The sequence below is a fragment of the Streptomyces sp. NPDC093984 genome (genome assembly GCF_044764595.1).
Taxonomy (GTDB): Bacteria; Actinomycetota; Actinomycetes; order Streptomycetales; family Streptomycetaceae; genus Streptomyces; species Streptomyces cynarae.
Map to the genome: position 1 here is coordinate 471,913 of NZ_JBIWIM010000005.1, position 15,355 is coordinate 487,267.

General features: G+C 71.6%; 16 protein-coding genes. 7 read left to right on the forward strand and 9 right to left on the reverse strand.

Annotated elements, in window-relative coordinates; all coding sequences use genetic code 11:
• A complete protein-coding gene (locus ACIRC0_RS21670) occupies positions 1-660 on the reverse strand; it encodes a DedA family protein (RefSeq protein ID WP_403617801.1) in 660 nt (219 codons plus the stop codon).
• Between the two features lie 743 nt (positions 661-1,403).
• Here ACIRC0_RS21670 and ACIRC0_RS21675 point away from each other — a divergent pair.
• Entirely contained in the window at positions 1,404-1,805 is a 402-nt protein-coding gene (locus ACIRC0_RS21675; RefSeq protein ID WP_403617803.1) for a DUF485 domain-containing protein, read from the forward strand.
• Positions 1,799-3,409 (forward strand): cation acetate symporter, encoded by a 1,611-nt coding sequence (locus tag ACIRC0_RS21680; RefSeq protein WP_403617805.1) that lies wholly within the window; start codon positions 1,799-1,801, stop codon positions 3,407-3,409. Before ACIRC0_RS21675 ends, ACIRC0_RS21680 begins: the two co-directional genes overlap by 7 nt.
• A gap of 101 nt (positions 3,410-3,510) precedes the next feature.
• Here ACIRC0_RS21680 and ACIRC0_RS21685 read toward each other — a convergent pair whose 3' ends face one another.
• From ACIRC0_RS21685 to tuf, 3 genes are all read right to left on the reverse strand, one after another.
• Entirely contained in the window at positions 3,511-3,948 is a 438-nt protein-coding gene (locus ACIRC0_RS21685; RefSeq protein WP_403617945.1) for a DUF4442 domain-containing protein, read from the reverse strand.
• Between the two features lie 103 nt (positions 3,949-4,051).
• Positions 4,052-4,897, reverse strand: a complete 846-nt coding sequence (locus tag ACIRC0_RS21690) for a spermidine synthase (protein ID WP_403617807.1) — start codon at positions 4,895-4,897, stop codon at positions 4,052-4,054.
• A 61-nt stretch (positions 4,898-4,958) separates the two neighbouring features.
• Positions 4,959-6,128 carry an elongation factor Tu gene (tuf, locus tag ACIRC0_RS21695; RefSeq protein ID WP_403617809.1) on the reverse strand — a complete coding sequence of 390 codons (1,170 nt, stop codon included), beginning with the start codon at positions 6,126-6,128 and terminating at the stop codon, positions 4,959-4,961.
• A gap of 366 nt (positions 6,129-6,494) precedes the next feature.
• Between tuf and ACIRC0_RS21700 the strand changes: the two genes are divergently transcribed.
• Positions 6,495-7,292 (forward strand): TVP38/TMEM64 family protein, encoded by a 798-nt coding sequence (locus tag ACIRC0_RS21700; protein ID WP_403617811.1) that lies wholly within the window; start codon positions 6,495-6,497, stop codon positions 7,290-7,292.
• Between the two features lie 144 nt (positions 7,293-7,436).
• Here ACIRC0_RS21700 and ACIRC0_RS21705 read toward each other — a convergent pair whose 3' ends face one another.
• Entirely contained in the window at positions 7,437-8,606 is a 1,170-nt protein-coding gene (locus ACIRC0_RS21705) for a thiolase family protein (RefSeq protein WP_403617813.1), read from the reverse strand.
• A gap of 116 nt (positions 8,607-8,722) precedes the next feature.
• Between ACIRC0_RS21705 and ACIRC0_RS21710 the strand changes: the two genes are divergently transcribed.
• Entirely contained in the window at positions 8,723-9,193 is a 471-nt protein-coding gene (locus tag ACIRC0_RS21710) for a winged helix-turn-helix transcriptional regulator (protein WP_403617815.1), read from the forward strand.
• Positions 9,194-9,199: 6 nt separating this feature from the next.
• Here ACIRC0_RS21710 and ACIRC0_RS21715 read toward each other — a convergent pair whose 3' ends face one another.
• The 3 genes from ACIRC0_RS21715 to ACIRC0_RS21725 are packed head-to-tail and all read right to left on the reverse strand — an operon-like array spanning position 9,200 to position 12,110.
• Entirely contained in the window at positions 9,200-9,922 is a 723-nt protein-coding gene (locus tag ACIRC0_RS21715; RefSeq protein ID WP_403617817.1) for a cupin domain-containing protein, read from the reverse strand.
• Complete coding sequence (locus ACIRC0_RS21720) at positions 9,916-10,845, reverse strand: PmoA family protein (RefSeq protein WP_403617819.1); 930 nt, start codon at positions 10,843-10,845, stop codon at positions 9,916-9,918. Before ACIRC0_RS21720 ends, ACIRC0_RS21715 begins: the two co-directional genes overlap by 7 nt.
• Positions 10,842-12,110: a Gfo/Idh/MocA family protein gene (locus ACIRC0_RS21725; RefSeq protein ID WP_403617821.1), complete on the reverse strand. Its 1,269-nt coding sequence runs from the start codon at positions 12,108-12,110 to the stop codon at positions 10,842-10,844. The genes ACIRC0_RS21720 and ACIRC0_RS21725 overlap by 4 nt, the downstream gene beginning before the upstream one ends.
• Positions 12,111-12,462: 352 nt before the next feature.
• On the opposite strand from ACIRC0_RS21725, the gene ACIRC0_RS21730 reads away from it, so the two are divergent.
• The 3 genes from ACIRC0_RS21730 (at position 12,463) to ACIRC0_RS21740 (ending at position 14,461) form a co-directional block, all read left to right on the forward strand.
• Complete coding sequence (locus ACIRC0_RS21730) at positions 12,463-13,338, forward strand: undecaprenyl-diphosphate phosphatase (protein WP_403617823.1); 876 nt, start codon at positions 12,463-12,465, stop codon at positions 13,336-13,338.
• 95 nt (positions 13,339-13,433) lie between these two features.
• Entirely contained in the window at positions 13,434-14,138 is a 705-nt protein-coding gene (locus ACIRC0_RS21735; protein WP_403617825.1) for a hypothetical protein, read from the forward strand.
• 143 nt (positions 14,139-14,281) lie between these two features.
• Complete coding sequence (locus ACIRC0_RS21740; RefSeq protein ID WP_103840235.1) at positions 14,282-14,461, forward strand: hypothetical protein; 180 nt, start codon at positions 14,282-14,284, stop codon at positions 14,459-14,461.
• A gap of 41 nt (positions 14,462-14,502) precedes the next feature.
• On the opposite strand, the gene ACIRC0_RS21745 is transcribed toward ACIRC0_RS21740, so the two are convergent.
• Positions 14,503-15,243 (reverse strand): glucose 1-dehydrogenase, encoded by a 741-nt coding sequence (locus ACIRC0_RS21745; RefSeq protein WP_403617827.1) that lies wholly within the window; start codon positions 15,241-15,243, stop codon positions 14,503-14,505.
• Between the last annotated feature and the right edge of the window lie 112 nt (positions 15,244-15,355).

A 15,355-nucleotide genomic window follows, 5' to 3' on the forward strand; every position in this document is an offset into this window, starting at 1 on the left:
TCACTCGGAGGCCGGTACGGTCTCCGGCTCCGTCTCCTGCTCACCGGCCGCCGCCCTGCTCGCCTTGCCGGCCTTGCGCTTCACGATCAGCATCGAGGCGAGGCCGATCAGGGCCGCCGCCACCAGCCCGAGGTAGGAGAACTTCTTCAGCCAGGACTCGGCGACGACACCCACGTAGTAGATGACCGCGGTGGTGCCGCCCGCCCAGACGACGCCCCCCAGGAAGTTCGCGATCAGGAACTTCCAGTACGGCATCCTCAGCACCCCGGCGAGCGGCCCGGCGAAGATCCGCAGCAGGGCGACGAAACGGCCGAAGAAGACCGCCCACATGCCCCACTTCTCGAAGGACCGCTCGGCGGTCGCGACATGGCCCTCGCCGAAGTGCTTGGGGAACTTCTTCCCGAGCCAGGCCAGCAGCGGCCGCCCGCCCTTGCGGCCGATCGCGTAGCCGATCGAGTCGCCGACGACGGCGCCGGCGCTCGCGCAGGCCCCGAGGACCACCGGGTTGATGCCGCCGTGCTGGGAGGACAGCAGAGCCGCCGACACCAGGACGATCTCGCCGGGCAGCGGGATGCCCAGGCTCTCCAGACCGATGACCAGCGCCACCACGGCGTAGACGGCGGCTGCTGGGACCGTGTCGAGCCACTCCTGGACGTGCACCGCCGGTTCCTCCCCGATTCGCGTCCCTGCCTTCGCGGCGTGCGCGGGCCGGCCGGCACCGCACACGCCGTGAAGCCTACCGGCTCAGCCGGCCATGCCGCCGTCCCGGAGATCCCACCGGTGGTCGCGTCCGACGGTGGCGCTCAGGGTGTTCTCGCCCTCGGAGGCCGTGTTCAGGGAGAGGACGAGCCCCCGGCCGGCCGGGCATGGCGGGCTCCCCCGCGGCGCGCGGCACCCCGTCCCGGACGAACGAGCCCCGGTACCGGACCATCTGCCGCGGCAACGCCCTCCGCTCCGCGTTCGGTGACTCGTGCCAGTGAAGTGAACGAGAACTCCCGCGTCCGCCGACAGGAACCGAAGCCGCAACCGAAACCGCGCGCACCGGCGAGGGTGGGCGCCGCGGAGGTCGCCGGCCGTCCCGCGTGGCGCATTCGGCCCGCCGGGAATGCGGAAACGAGTCTGTTCAAATATCCACGCCGTGCGGGCAGTTGATAGTTGAATGGCCCCGCTGCAATACTCCGCATCCGGCCCCGTCACCACCCTGGACAGGGCCGCCCCGACCTTGCCGTGAATCCGTGGGCCGGGGGCGCCACAAACCCCCCACAAAGTCCGCACAAAAGCCCGGCTTCGGTACCCCGGAAGTTCTCGACGGGCCATTCCTCCGGGGCCGACCCGTCCCTGGTTACCCCATCTGACCTGGGCCGAAGACGGCAGCGCGGCACACGCAGCGAAGAAGGTGCGTCATGAACGGATATCCACCGCCACCCGCCGACTGGTCTCCCCCGGCAGCGGATTCCACGAGGGTTCCGTCCCTGTACGAGCATCCCGATTTCCAGTCGATTCGCGGCGGGTTCCGCACCTTCGCGGCCGTCACCGTGACGCTTGTCGTGGGCGGTTTTCTGCTCTACGTGTTGTTGTCGAGTTTCGCCCCGGGTGTGATGAACCAGCCTCTGGCCGGCCATCTCACCGTGGGCCTGGCGCTGGGCCTCGCCCAGTTCGCCGTGATGGCCCTCGCGGTGTGGCGCTACACCGTGCACATGAGCCGGCGCGTCGACCCGGCGGCGCGCCGGCTGCGCACCGAACTCGAGCGCGCCGACGCCCGTGGGACGAGCGCCCCGCAGCCCAGGGGGTTCGGCACGTGGTGACGGTCTCCACGAGCGTCGTGAACCGGTTCAGCCTGCAACTGACGTTCGTCCTCTTCCTGTCCGTCGTCGTGGTGACCCTGTTCACGGCGCTGCTGACGGCTCCCCAGCGCGACGAGATCAGCGAGTTCTACCTCGGCAACCGGAACATGTCGCCGCTGCGCAACGGCCTGGCGATGTGCGGCGACTACCTGTCGGCGGCGACCCTCCTCGGCAGTACGGGCCTGGTCGCGCTCACCGGTTACGACGGACTGCTGTACCTGGGCGGGACCACGGTCGCCTGGATGGCGGTGCTGCTGGTCATCGCCGAACCCCTGCACAACTCCGGCAGGTTCACCCTGGGCGACACCCTGGCGCTGCGCCTGCCCCGTCTCCAGCGGCCCGTGCGCCTGGCCCTCGCCGTCTGCACCCTGGTCATCACCACGCTCTACCTGGTGGCCCAACTCGTCGGCAGCGTAGCCCTGCTGACCCAGTTCGTGGGCGAGCCGAGCCAGGCCGTCCGTACCCTGTGTGTGATCGCCATCGGCACCATCGTCATCGTCTACGCCGCGCTCGGCGGCATGCCCGGTGCGACCTTCATCCAGGTCGTCAAGGCCGTGATGCTGGTGTCCGGCGTGGCGATCATGGCGGTCCTGGTGCTGACCCGCTTCCACTGGAACGTCGACGCGCTGCTGTCGGCCGCCGCCCGGGGCAGCGGCCTCGGGCAGCGCTTCCTGGAGTCCGGGCTGCGCTACGGCGCCGGTACCACCAGCAAGCTCGACTTCTTCAGCCTGGAGCTGGCCATCGTGCTCGGCCTCGCCGCGCTCCCCCACGTGGTGATGCGCCTGCTCGCCCCCCGCACCAACCGGGTGCTGCGCACCTCGGTCGTCTGGGCCATGGGGCTCGTCGGCTTCGTCTGCCTCGCCGCCGGCATCCTCGGCCTGGGCGCGACCGCGATCCTGGGGCGGGAGAACATCGCGAAGATCGACCCCAGGGGTGACGCGACCGTCCTGCTGCTCGCCCAGTCCCTCGGCGGCGGCCTGCTCACCGCGCTGATCTCCTGCCTGGCCTTCGTGACCCTGCTCGCGGTCGCGGCCGGCCTCACTCTGGCCGCCGCCTCCTCACTCGCCCACGACCTCTACGGCGAGGTCATCCGCAAGGGTCGGGCGACCCAGACCGAGGAGCTGGGCGTGGCGCGGATGGCGGCGGCCGTCATCGGCGTCCTCGGCATGCTGCTGGCCCTGCTGCCGTGGGAGATCAGCACGGCCGGTCTGGCCTTCCTCGCCTTCGCCATCGCGGCGTCGGCGATCCTGCCGGCCCTGGTCTACAGCCTGTTCTGGCGCCGCTTCTCCGCGCACGGGGCGCTGCTCAGCCTGTACGGCGGCCTGGCCTGCTCGGTGCTGCTGGTGGTGTTCTCCCCGGTGCTCTCCGGCTCCCCCACGTCGGTCTATCCACATATCGACTTCGCCTGGTTCCCGCTGCAGAACCCGGGCATCGTCTCGATCCCGGCGGGATTCCTGCTGGGGTGGGTGGGGAGCGTGCTGCGACCGCAGCAGGAGCCGTCGGGGTACGAGGAGTTCGAGATCCGCACACTGGTGGGCGCGGCGCCCCGCGCGGCCCGGGACTGATCGCTCCTCCATCGTCCCCGCACCGCCCGGCGCGGAAGGGTCCCGGCCAGGGCAGACGCGCCTGGCCGGGGCCCTTCGCCGTACGGCGGCCCGTGGTGGCGTCAGCCGTTGGGGCGCAGGGTCCAGACGACAGTCATTTCGCCGGTGACGGCGCCGTCTTCACGCTGGATGGCGATGGAGACGGGGAACTCGGGGCGCTGGCCGGCGTCGAGCTCGGCGACGACCTCGGTGGCGGGGCGGCCGAGCGTGGCGGTCGCGGTGACCGGGCCCATCGCCAGCTTCTTGTAGGCGATCTCGGCGCTGACGGCGAGCGGTACGGCCCGCGACAGCTGCTCCCCGAACGCGGCCAGCACGATCGCGCCACTCGCCGACTCGCCGAGCGTGAACATCGCTCCGGCGTGCGGCCCGCCGACGTGGTTGTGGAAGTCGCCCTGGTCCGGCAGGGTCACCACGGCCTTCTCCGGCGTGGTCTCGAGGAACTCCAGGTTGAGGGTCCTGGCCATCGGCACCGTGGCGGCGAGCATCTCGCCGATCGACATCTGGTCTGCGCTCATGCGCGACAGGTTACCCGTGAGTAGTTATGGCTGGAAGGGGGCTGCCCCTGCGTTCTGCGGATGCCGCAACGCCGGACACGGCACCCGGTCAGCCGATGCTGAAGGCGCCCTCGGGCGGTTCGGGCGACGGGACGGCGTTCTCGTCGTGCACCGGCTCCGCGCCGCCCATGAAGTCCCGTAGCGCGGCGCCGTGTTCGACGCGGGCCGGGAACACGTCCGCGGCGGATCGGCGGGCGAGCGGTGCCGTGTCCAGTGGCCGGTGCCCGGCGATGAGCACGGCGTTGCCGAAGCGGCGACCGCGCAGCACGGCCGGCTCGGCGATCAGCACCAGCTCCTGGAACACCGTGGCGAAGGTGGCGAGTTGGGAGCGCAGGAAGGCGAAGGGCGCTGCGTCGGCGAGGTTCGCCAGATAGACGCCGTCCGGGCGCAGCACCCGCTCGGCGACACGCGCGTACGCCACCGTCGTCAGGTGGGCGGGGACACGGGAGCCGCCGAAGACGTCCGCGATCACGATGTCGGCCGAGGACGGCGGTGCGGCATCCAGCCAGGCGCGGGCGTCAGCCGCGTGCAGGGTGATGCCGGAGCCCGCGGGCAGCGGCAGGTGCTCCACGACGAGGTCCAGCAGGCCCCGGTCGGCCTCGACCACGTCCTGCCGTGAGCCGGGTCTGGTAGCGGCGACATAGCGCGGCAGGGTGAGCGCGCCCCCGCCGAGGTGCACCACGTCCAGCGCCATCCCCGGCTCCGCGGCCGTGTCCAGCACATGGCCGAGCCGTCGCGCGTACTCGAACTCCAGATGCGTCGGGGCGTCCAGATCGACGTACGACTGCGGCGCCCCGTCGACCGTGAGGAGCCAGGCCCGCTCACGGTCGACGTCGGGCATCAGCTTGGCGGTGCCGTAGTCGGTGGTACGGGTGACGGGTATGGGCTCGCTCACGGCTCCATTGTGCGGGTGCGGGAAGACCGCGGCCTCCCCGCACCCGCTCGGAAGAGCACCCTCAGGTGACGGACGTCACCGTGCCGGCGCCGACCGTCCGGCCGCCCTCACGGATCGCGAACCCGAGCCCAGGCTCCAGCGGGACGTCACGGCCCAGCTCCACCGTCATCGTGACCGTGTCGCCGGGGCGGGCGACCGCCGTCTCCCCGAGGTCGACGTCCCCGACGACATCCGCCGTACGGATGTAGAACTGCGGCCGGTAACCGGTCGCCACCGGCGTCGTACGCCCGCCCTCACGGGCCGACAGCACGTACACCCGTGCCGTGAAGCGCCGGTTCGGCACCACGCTGCCGGGCGCCGCGACGACGTGCCCGCGGCGGACCGCGTCGCGCGGCACCCCGCGCAGCAGCAGCGCCACGTTGTCCCCCGCCTGCGCCTCCTCCATCGGCTTGCCGAAGGTCTCCAGACCGGTGACCACCGTCTCCACTTCCGCGCCGAGCACCTCGACCCGGTCGCCCACCCGGATTCTGCCGCGCTCGACCGCGCCGGTGACGACCGTCCCGCGGCCGGTGATGGTGAGCACGTTCTCCACCGGCAGCAGGAACGGCGCGTCCACGTACCGCTCGGGCATGGGCACATACGTGTCCACCGCGTCGAGCAGCGCGTCGATCGCCGCGGTCCAACGCGGGTCCCCTTCCAGGGCCTTGAGCCCGGAGACGCGTACGACCGGTACGGAGTCCCCCGGATAGCCCTGCGTGGTGAGCAGGTCGCGGACCTCCAGCTCGACGAGGTCGGCGAGTTCCTCGTCGGCCGAGTCCGCCTTGTTCAGGGCAACGACGATGTGGTCGACGCCCACCTGCCGGGCGAGCAGCACGTGTTCGGCGGTCTGCGGCATGATCCCGTCGAGCGCGGAGACGACGAGGATCGCCCCGTCGAGCTGCGCGGCCCCGGTGACCATGTTCTTGACGTAGTCGGCGTGGCCCGGCATGTCCACGTGCGCGTAGTGCCGGGTGTCCGTCTCGTACTCGACGTGCGCGATGTTGATGGTGATGCCGCGCGCCGCCTCCTCCGGGGCCCGGTCGATCCGGTCGAACGGCACGAAGGTGCCGGTGCCGCGCTCGGCGAGGACCTTGGTGATGGCGGCGGTCAGGGTGGTCTTGCCGTGGTCGACGTGGCCCATCGTGCCGATGTTCAGGTGCGGTTTGGTGCGCACGTATGCCGTCTTGGGCATGGCTGTACCTCGTAGCCTCTTCGGTGGTGCTGAGTGACGGCCCCGGCGACGGGAGTCGCGGCCGGGACGGGGACCCCAAGGTCTTGCCGACCCTCCCCCTGCGGGGTCCGCCGGACGATCCGGGAAGGGTCAGCTTCGGGCGCCGTCGACTGCGGCCACGAGGAGCGGGACGGCAGCCTTCGGAGCATCCGCGACGGCGGATGCTGCGAGGACGAAGGCGTACCGGAACATGCCGTAGAGCATCGCCGACTCGTGCCCCGGCGTCGAATGGTTTTTCGCGCGGGGCGAGTTCGGCGAGAGATCCCTCTCATGCTCGTGAGGCGGACCATACGGCGATCACACGCACCCGTCGGTTACTGTCACCGAATGCTCGATGCCACCACCCGCTCTGGCGGCACCGCCACGGCCTCTCCCCGGGCCGTCACCACGGCCTCTCCCCGGGCCGCCACGGAGCTCACAGCCGCACCGGTCGCCGCCGCCATATCGCCCGGTTTCACCGCCCGTTGCACCAGAGTGCTGCTGTCGCCCTGGTCGCGTCTCGCCCTGCTCGTCGCGCTGCTCGTGGCGGCGGCGTCCTGTGTGCTGGCGTTCGAGCCGCAGAGACTGCTGGCGCACGGCTGGCCACCGCAGGTCGGAGGTGCCGCGGCGGCCGTCGTCTTCGCGATGGCGTACGGGTTGTGCACGGTCGCGTTCGTGCCGCGCCCGCTGCTGAACCTGGCGGCGGGTGCCCTGTTCGGCTCGCAGCCCGGCACGGGCGCGGCCCTCGCGGGCACCGTGCTCGGGGCCGGGGTCGCGTTCGGGCTCGGCCGGGTGCTCGGGCAGGACGCGCTGCGCCCGCTGCTGCGCGGGCGCTGGCTGAAGGCGGCGGACGGGCAGCTCAGCCGGCACGGCTTCCGCTCGATGATGGCGGCGCGGCTGTTCCCCGGGGTGCCGTTCTGGGCGGCCAACTACTGCGCCGCCGTCTCCCGGATGCGCTGGGCGCCGTTCCTGCTCGCGACGGCGCTCGGATCGCTCCCGAACACCGCCGCGTACGTGGTCGCCGGAGCCCGCGCCGCGAAACCGACCTCGCCGGCCTTCCTGATCGCGCTGGCGTTCATCGCGGTGCCCGCGCTGGCCGGAGCGGTGGTGGCCTGGCGCAAGCGCCACCACCTGCGCGGCCGGTAGTGCCGTGCCGGGCGTCGCGAGCCGGTGAACCTTTCCGGCCACGGCGCCAGATCGCCTCGGGGCCGCAGTGGACCGCCACCGGACAGCCCATAGACGGCCGCCAGGCCGCCCCTAGACCGCCCCTAGACCGCCTCTAGACCGCCTCTAGACCGCCTCTAGGATCATCGCGTTGGCGAGGCCTCCCGCCTCGCACATCGTCTGCAGGCCGAAGCGGGCTCCGCGCGTGCGGAGTGCGTGCGCGAGCGTCGCCGTCAGGCGGGTGCCGCTCGCGCCCAGCGGGTGGCCGATCGCGATGGCCCCGCCGTGCACGTTGACCTTGTCGAGGTCGGCGCCCGTCTCCTGCTGCCAGGCCAGGACGACGGAGGAGAAGGCCTCGTTCACCTCGAACAGGTCGATGTCGCCGAGCGTCAGCCCCGCCCTGCGCAGCACCTTCTCGGTGGCCGGGATGACACCGGTGAGCATCAGCAGCGGGTCTGAGCCGGTGACCGCGAAGCTGTGCAGCCGGGCGAGCGGGCGCAGGCCGAGGCGGGCCGCGGTCTCGCTGGAGGTGATCAGCACGGCGGAGGCGCCGTCGTTGATGGGGCTCGCGTTGCCGGCGGTGACGTTCCACTCGATCTGCGGGAACCGCTCGGCGAACGCGGGATCGTAGTAGGCGGGCTTGAGCCCGGCGAGGGTCTCGGAGGTGCTGCCGGGGCGTATGCACTCGTCGCGCGTGAGGCCCTCCAGGGGAGCCGTCTCCGCGTCGAACAGGCCGGCGTCCCAGGCCGCTGCCGCCTTCCGGTGCGAGGAGACGGCGAAGGCGTCCATCTGCTCACGGTCGATCGACCACTTGGCGGCGATCAGCTCGGCGCTGATGCCCTGCGGGACCAGGCCCTCCGGGTAGCGCTCGGCGACACCGGGCCCGAAGGGGTCCTTGCCGGCGGGCACGTTGGACCACATCGGTACGCGGCTCATGGACTCCACACCGCAGGCCACGACGATGTCGTACGCGCCCGAGATCACGCCCTGCGCCGCGAAGTGCACGGCCTGCTGGGAGGAGCCGCACTGGCGGTCGACGGTGGTCGCGGGCACCGTCTCCGGGAAGCCCGCGGACAGGACGGCGTACCGGGTGGTGTTCATGGCCTGCTCGCCGACCTGGTCGACGGTGCCGCCGATGACGTCGTCGATGAGCGCCGGGTCGATGCCGGTGCGCTCGACGAGGGTGCGCAGGGTGTGCGCGAGGAGTTCCACGGGGTGGACGTGGGCGAGGGCGCCGTTCGGCTTCCCCTTGCCCACCGGGGTGCGTACGGCTTCGACGATGACGGCGTCACGCATGGTGCGGGCCTCCTTGCCCGGCGGCTGCCGGTGCGGCGATTACCGGTGAGTAGGAAATCTGGACCCACCATAACGCTCAGGGTTGGAAAATCAAACCCTCACCTAGACTGGGTCTCATGGCCGCCACCAAAGACCCGCGCCCCTGCTCCATCGCCGACGCCCTGGCCCTGGTCGGCGAGAAGTACTCCCTGCTCGTCCTGCGCGAGGTGTGCCTCGGAAACGGGCGATTCGACCAGCTCGTGCGCAACATCGGCGCCCCGCGCGACATCCTGGCCGCGCGGCTGAAGCGGCTGGTGGAGGCGGGGATCCTGACGAAGAGGCTCTACAGCGAGCGCCCGCAGCGCTTCGAGTACCGGGCCACAGCGGCGGGTCTGGAACTGGAGCCGGTCCTGATGTCCCTCAAGGAATGGGGCGACCGCCATCTCAGGAAAGACGGCGATCGCCCCATGGTGATCGAACACATCTGCGGCAACGAACTCGTCCCGGTCGTCACCTGCTCCGCCTGCGGCGAGGAAGTACGCCACGAGGACCTGACGGCGCACCCGCAGACGCCGGGCTGGACGGTGTCCGGCCCGGCCGCCGCGTAAGCCTGCCTACACGGTCCCCTTGTAGACGTCGAGCCGTCCGCACATCCCGAACTTCCCGTACGCGGCCGGCTGCTGGGACCGTACGACCGCGTCCGCGAGGTGAGAGGCGTCGCCGCGCTCCAGGCGGTCGAGCTGGTCGCCGGTCGCCGCCGCGGCTGCCCGGGCGCCGCGCTCCCACCGCTCGCGCCACTCGGCCAGCCGCGGCCGCACCAGCGCGGCGGCGGCCCGGTGGAAGGCGGCGAGCGGCTCGGGGCCGTCCGCGTCGCGCAGCGCCCGGTAGCCCTCCAGGGCCAGGTCGCGGCGGGCTCGGGCGACCCTCTCCTGCTCCTCCACGGGAGCGTCACCGGGGATCGCGGTCGCGGCGGCGTACGTCTCGGGGTCGGTCAGGTACTGCGGGGGCAGGGTCAGGACGGCGTCGCCCGCCTCGGGCAGCCCGTTGTTCTGCATGAGGACGGTGATCCGCAGGTCGTCCTCGTTGACCAGCCGGTGGATGGTGCCCGGCGTGAACCAGGCGACCGTGCCGGGCTCCAGCGGCGTGACCTCGTACCCGGACGTCGTCAGAGTCTGCACCGCGCCGCGCCCGCCGGTGACGACATACGCCTCCGAGCAGGTCAGATGCATGTGCGGGGTGCCGCCGCACATGCCGTCGACCGCCGGCCAGTCATAGACGGACAGGTGGGAGACGGCGACGGCGCCCGGCAGTCCCGTGAACTCCGCTGTGCTCACCACGGATGCTCCTCGAGGTACTTGGCCACCTCTTCACGCTCCCACGCGCCGTCCGCGACCACGACCCGGTAGCGGCGGCGCAGGGTGTCGCCCGGGGCCAGCTCCAGCTCGTCGTGGAACGCCCAGGAGGGAGCGACGGCGGCGAAGGGGTCGTTGCGGACGAACCAGTGGGCGGGATGGGCGCCCCGCTCGCCCAGGTGGTCGTTCTCGGGTGCGTGCGCGAAGACGAGGGTGGCGTGCCCGTCGGTGCCGTCGTGCTCACCCGAGTACGCGAGCCAGGGGGCCTGCTGCCCCATCAGACCGGGGCCTTCCGCGTCGGGCGAGACGACCCTTCCGTCGCGGAAGGCGCGCGGACCGCGCCAGAAGAGGCCGGTGTAGCCGGCCATCTCCCGGCCGGCCGTCGTCGGGCTGCCGAACAACAGCGGCTCGTCGCGGCGGTTGGTGATCGCGGACGTCCAGGTCAGGGCCCAGCTCCGAGAGGCGACGTCGACGTCGTGCACCTCGATGCGGCGCTCCTCCTCGGCCCACAGCTCGCCGGTGTACGGGTGCCAGGTGAGCCGCTCGGCGATGACCGCGCGGTCGCCGTCCGCGTCGACCTCGTCGAAGGCGACGTGCGCCATAGAGCCGACGCGTTCCGGCAGCTCCAGGTAGCCCTCGCCGCGCACGTAGGTGTTGCCGCCCCACAGGTTCTGCCCCGACAGATGGGAGGCGGTCAGCTGCAGGCCCTTGTGCCAGCGGTGGTCGTTGGGCCGGTAGTCGGTGACGACGTCACCCGCGAGCGTACGGATCGGGTGCAGATACGGCTTGGGCGCCTCCCAGGCCGCCTCGGGGCCGTACACGTAGGAGAAGAGCTCGACGCCGGTGGTCGGTTCCGTGAGGGTGATGCGGTCGCCGTGCGCGTGCACGATGCGCAGGTTCGCGGTCATGCGGACACCTCCTCGCTCGGCGTCGCCGAGGACGCCTGAGCCACCACGGGCGCCCAGCCGGGCGCGCCTCCGTGCAGGGCCGTGTAGTACGGGTCGCCGGGGCCGATCTCCCCGGCGCGGACGGTCGTGTCGGTGAACGCCGACTTGTACAGCGCGGTGATCAGCTCCAGGCTGGTCCGCCCGTCTGCGCCGCTGCTCCGGGGCCGCTCGCCCGCGCGCATGCTGGCGACCAGCTCGCGCAGCTGCTCCGTGTGCGAGCTCGGCACGTCCTCGCCGAAGTCGCGCCAGGCCGCGGCCTCCTCCTCGGGCACGTCGGGGGCCGGGGTGATGCGCCAGTTGTCGTTGCTGTGTCCGTACAGGTGCTTGAGTTCCACGGTGGCGCGCTCGCAGTCGATGCGGATGCGGCTGACCTCGTCCGGGCTGAGCACGCTGTTCACGATGGTGGCGAGGGCGCCGTTCTCGAACCGGACGAGCGCCGTCGAGACGTCTTCCGTCTCCACGTCGTGCACCAGCCGCCCGGCCATGGCCCGCACCTCGCTCCACGGTCCGAGCAGGTCGAGCAGGAGGTCCATCTGGTGGATGCCGTGGCCCATGGCGGGTCCGCCGCCCTCGGTGTGCCAGCGGCCGCGCCACGGAACGGCGTAGTAGGCGGCGTTGCGGTACCAGGTGGTCTGGCAGTGCGCGACCAGCGGTCGGCCCAGGGCCTGCTCCGTGAGCAGCCGCCGCACGTGCCGGGAGCCGGAGCCGAAGCGGTGCTGGAAGACGATCGCCGCGTACGGGCCGCCGTCCTTGCCCTCCTCCGCCTCGACGGCGTCGAAGTCGGCCAGCGTGGGCACCGGCGGCTTCTCGCACCACACCCAGGCGCCCGCCCGCAGCGCGGCGACGGTCTGCTCCCGGTGCAGGGTGGGCGGCGTGCAGATGCTGACCAGGTCCGGCCGCTGCTCCTCCAGCATGCGGTGGAGGTCGGTGTACGCGTGCGGGATGCCGCCCTCGGCGCAGAAGCGCTCGACCGCGTCGGCGTCGATGTCGACGGCTGCGACGATCTCGGTCTCGCCCTCCTCGGCGAGGCGGGCCAGCGCGGAGATATGGGAACGCGCGATGCCGCCCGTGCCCACGATCGCGGCCTTGATGCGGCGGCCTGCGTACGGCGACACCGGGCGGTCCGTGCGCGGCTTCGGGATCACCGCTCGGTGAGGCTCCGGATCGGGCGTGCTCTGAGGACTTGTGGCATCGTCGGTGGCGGACGCGTTGTGGTCTGTGGGCATGAACGTGATCAGCGCTCCATCGGACGTGACCTCTGACGTTGGCCAACGCGTGTTGACTCCCGAGGACCCGGGGGGCAGCAAGCGCTTTCCCTGCGCTTGAACGTAAGCGGCGCCCGAGTGGCCGGTCAACACCACGGACGTGTGACGTTCGACCAGGAGACGAGGTCCGGGCGCGGACGCTCCGCCGGGCCACCCCAAGCGCAGGCAAAGACCCGGTGAAGGCACCGTCATGCCGGGACGCTACGCTGCCCTCCACCACACTCGATCATCGGCTGCGCCCAGGGCCTCGGGCAGGCCCCGGCCCGGTGTGCCCGTCGTCACCCCACGATCAGCTCTTGGACCACATCACGTCATGTCTTGGCTTGAATCCCTCATCCTCGGACTCGTCCAGGGGCTGACCGAGTTCCTTCCCGTCTCCTCCAGCGCGCATCTGCGGCTGACCGCGGCCTTCGCGGGCTGGGAGGACCCGGGGGCCGCCTTCACCGCCATCACGCAGATCGGCACGGAGTCCGCGGTGCTGATCTACTTCCGCAAGGACATCGCGAACATTCTCTCCTCCTGGTTCCGGTCCCTGTTCGACAAGACGATGCGGCAGCACCCGGACGCACGGATGGGCTGGCTGGTGATCGTCGGTTCCATACCCATCGGTGTGCTCGGCGTGACCCTCAAGGAGCAGATCGAGGGCCCGTTCCGCGATCTTCGCGTGACCGCGACGATGCTGATCGTCATGGGCGTGATCCTCGGCATCGCGGACCGCATGGCGGCACGCGACGAGACCGGCGGCCGGCACCGGGCGCCGAAGCAGCGCAAGACGCTTCAGGACCTCAGCATCAGGGACGGCCTGACGTACGGCGTCTGCCAGGCGATGGCCCTGATCCCCGGCGTCTCCCGCTCCGGCGCCACGATCAGCGGCGGCCTCTTCCTCGGCTACCGGCGCGAGGCCGCCGCCCGCTACTCCTTCCTGCTCGCCGTTCCGGCCGTGCTGGCCTCGGGAGCGTTCGAGCTCAAGGACGCGGCGGAGGCGGGGCACGTGAGCTGGGGGCCGACGTTGTTCGCGACGGTGATCGCCTTCGGGTCGGGGTACGCGGTCATCGCGTGGTTCATGAAGTTCATCTCGTCGAAGTCGTTCATGCCGTTCGTCTGGTACCGCATCGCGCTGGGCATCGCGATCATCGCGCTGGTGGCGGCGGGGGTCCTGAGCCCGCATGCCGCGGAGTCCGCGGGCTGAGAAGGGGCACGTGCACAGCCTGGTGTGCAGGCGCAGTTCTCGCCACTGTTCGTTAGTGGCCGATCTATGGTGGCCCGGCATGGCAGAGTCATGCCATGCCCTCCTCGATGTCCGGCCGACGCGGCACGGTGGCCGTCACGGCCCTGCTCCTGCTCGCCGCCCTGTCCCTCGAGGCCTGCGGTCAGCAGCGGGCCACGAGCGCGACGGCCGGAGCCGCCCCGAGCACGTCTCGCAGTTCCGCTCCGGACGTCGGGAGCACGTCCCGTAGTTCCGCGCCGGACGCCCCGAGCACGCCTCGGAGTTCCGCACCGGACGCCACGGGCATCCCGCCAGGTGCCGTCTCCGCCACGGGGGGAGCCCCGGCGTACGTGGAGCCGGGGGCAGGCGACGGCGCTCCGCACTACAACGAGAACAACGGCTCTCGCCGGCCGCGCGCCATGTCCCCCGCCGACGCCAAGGACGCGCAGCGGGAGGCCGATCGCATCGAGCCGGTGCTCAAGCGTCTGTGGGAGGAGAAGAAGTGGGACCCCGCGACGGTGCGCGCGGCACTTCTCCGGCTCGGCTACAAGGAGGAACGGACCGGGCCGAAGGGGGAGCGCCTCGGCGGGACGCTGACCGTCCGGGCGATGGACTCACGCTACAGGGACGGTCATTACGTCACGCCCGAGGGTGCGCTGGTCGGCCTTCGCGTCCATGACGACGCCTGCGTCACGGCGTTCGTGCAGAAGACCAACTACCAGGTGAGCACCAACGGGCCCTACCCGGAGAGCGGATGCTTCGAGCCGCCCTTCGCCCACTGAACCGGCCGAACACCCACCGACGCCGGCCCCGAGGCGACAGAATCCCCCAATTCCCCAGCACGGAAAGGACCGTGACCAACCACATACCGCACGCGTAGCCGTGCGGTAGCGCGCTGTCAGTCCCTGCCCCTAGGCTTGTTCGCATGTCCCCCGAATCCATGAGCCCTGGTTCCACGCGCTCTGCCGAGGACTTGAACGAGCGGATCCGCGCGCTGTGGATGCGCGCGGGCGGCTCCCTGTCGGCCGAGGAGCGCGCGGAGTACGAGCTGCTGGTCGTCGAGTGGGCGGCGGCGATACGCGGCGAGGTCATAGAGGCGGCCTGAAGCGAGCCGCCGCCGCACGGAGACGCAACGGCGGTGACACGTCACCGCCCGCCGGCCACCCTCAGCACGGCACCCGTCGTGTACGAGGACTCCGGGGACATCAGCCAGGCGATCGCGGCAGCGATCTCCTCGGCGCTGCCGGCCCGGCGCAGCGGGATCGCCGCCGCCATCCGCCGGGGCCGGTCCGGGTCGCCCATCGCCGCATGGATCTCGGTGTCGACCAGTCCGGGTGCCACCGCGTTGACGCGGATGCCGTCCGGTCCAAGTTCCTTGGAGAGGCCCGTCGTCAGGGCGTCCACCGCCGCCTTGGACGCCGCGTAGTGGACGTACTCACCGGGACTTCCCAGCGTCGCCGCCCCCGACGACACGTTGACGATGACACCGCTCCCGCGTGCCGCCATCTCCCGCGCGGCCCGGCGCGAACACAGCAGCGTACCGAGAACGTTGACCTCCACCACCCGGCGCAGCACGTCGGTGTCCGTGTCCGCGAGCCGGCCCAGCGGTCCCGTCACCCCGGCGTTGTTCACCAGCCCCGTCACCGGCCCCAGGGCGTCGGCGGCCGTATCGAAGAGCCGGTCGACAGCGGCCTCGTCGGACGTGTCCGCGCGCACGATGACACACCGCGCCCCCGCCGCCCGTACGGCCTCGGCGGTCCGCTCCGCGGCCTCGGCGTCGCGCAGGTAGCCGAGCGCCACGTCGTGCCCGTCCGCCGCGAGCCGCACACAGGTGGCGGCACCGATCCCGCGGCTGCCGCCCGTGACCACCGTCACCGCACGCGTCATCTGCAGTCTCCCCCTCCCGAGCCGTAACGGAGTGGATCATCCTACGCTCGCACCCGTACGCCCCGAGCCCTACCTGCCTGACGGTCAGTTCTGCGCAGACGCCTCGGCTTTG

Coding starts and splice junctions, on each gene's coding strand:
- ACIRC0_RS21685 (WP_403617945.1), bottom strand. CDS start 3,948: ATGTCGATCGGCGAGATGCTCGCCGCCACGGTGCCGATGGCCAGGACC.
- ACIRC0_RS21710 (WP_403617815.1), top strand. CDS start 8,723: ATGGCCGCCACCAAAGACCCGCGCCCCTGCTCCATCGCCGACGCCCTG.
- ACIRC0_RS21745 (WP_403617827.1), bottom strand. CDS start 15,243: ATGACGCGTGCGGTGACGGTGGTCACGGGCGGCAGCCGCGGGATCGGT.
- ACIRC0_RS21675 (WP_403617803.1), top strand. CDS start 1,404: ATGAACGGATATCCACCGCCACCCGCCGACTGGTCTCCCCCGGCAGCG.
- ACIRC0_RS21705 (WP_403617813.1), bottom strand. CDS start 8,606: ATGCGTGACGCCGTCATCGTCGAAGCCGTACGCACCCCGGTGGGCAAG.
- ACIRC0_RS21730 (WP_403617823.1), top strand. CDS start 12,463: ATGTCTTGGCTTGAATCCCTCATCCTCGGACTCGTCCAGGGGCTGACC.
- tuf (WP_403617809.1), bottom strand. CDS start 6,128: ATGCCCAAGACGGCATACGTGCGCACCAAACCGCACCTGAACATCGGC.
- ACIRC0_RS21720 (WP_403617819.1), bottom strand. CDS start 10,845: ATGACCGCGAACCTGCGCATCGTGCACGCGCACGGCGACCGCATCACC.
- ACIRC0_RS21700 (WP_403617811.1), top strand. CDS start 6,495: ATGCTCGATGCCACCACCCGCTCTGGCGGCACCGCCACGGCCTCTCCC.
- ACIRC0_RS21725 (WP_403617821.1), bottom strand. CDS start 12,110: ATGCCCACAGACCACAACGCGTCCGCCACCGACGATGCCACAAGTCCT.
- ACIRC0_RS21735 (WP_403617825.1), top strand. CDS start 13,434: ATGCCCTCCTCGATGTCCGGCCGACGCGGCACGGTGGCCGTCACGGCC.
- ACIRC0_RS21740 (WP_103840235.1), top strand. CDS start 14,282: ATGTCCCCCGAATCCATGAGCCCTGGTTCCACGCGCTCTGCCGAGGAC.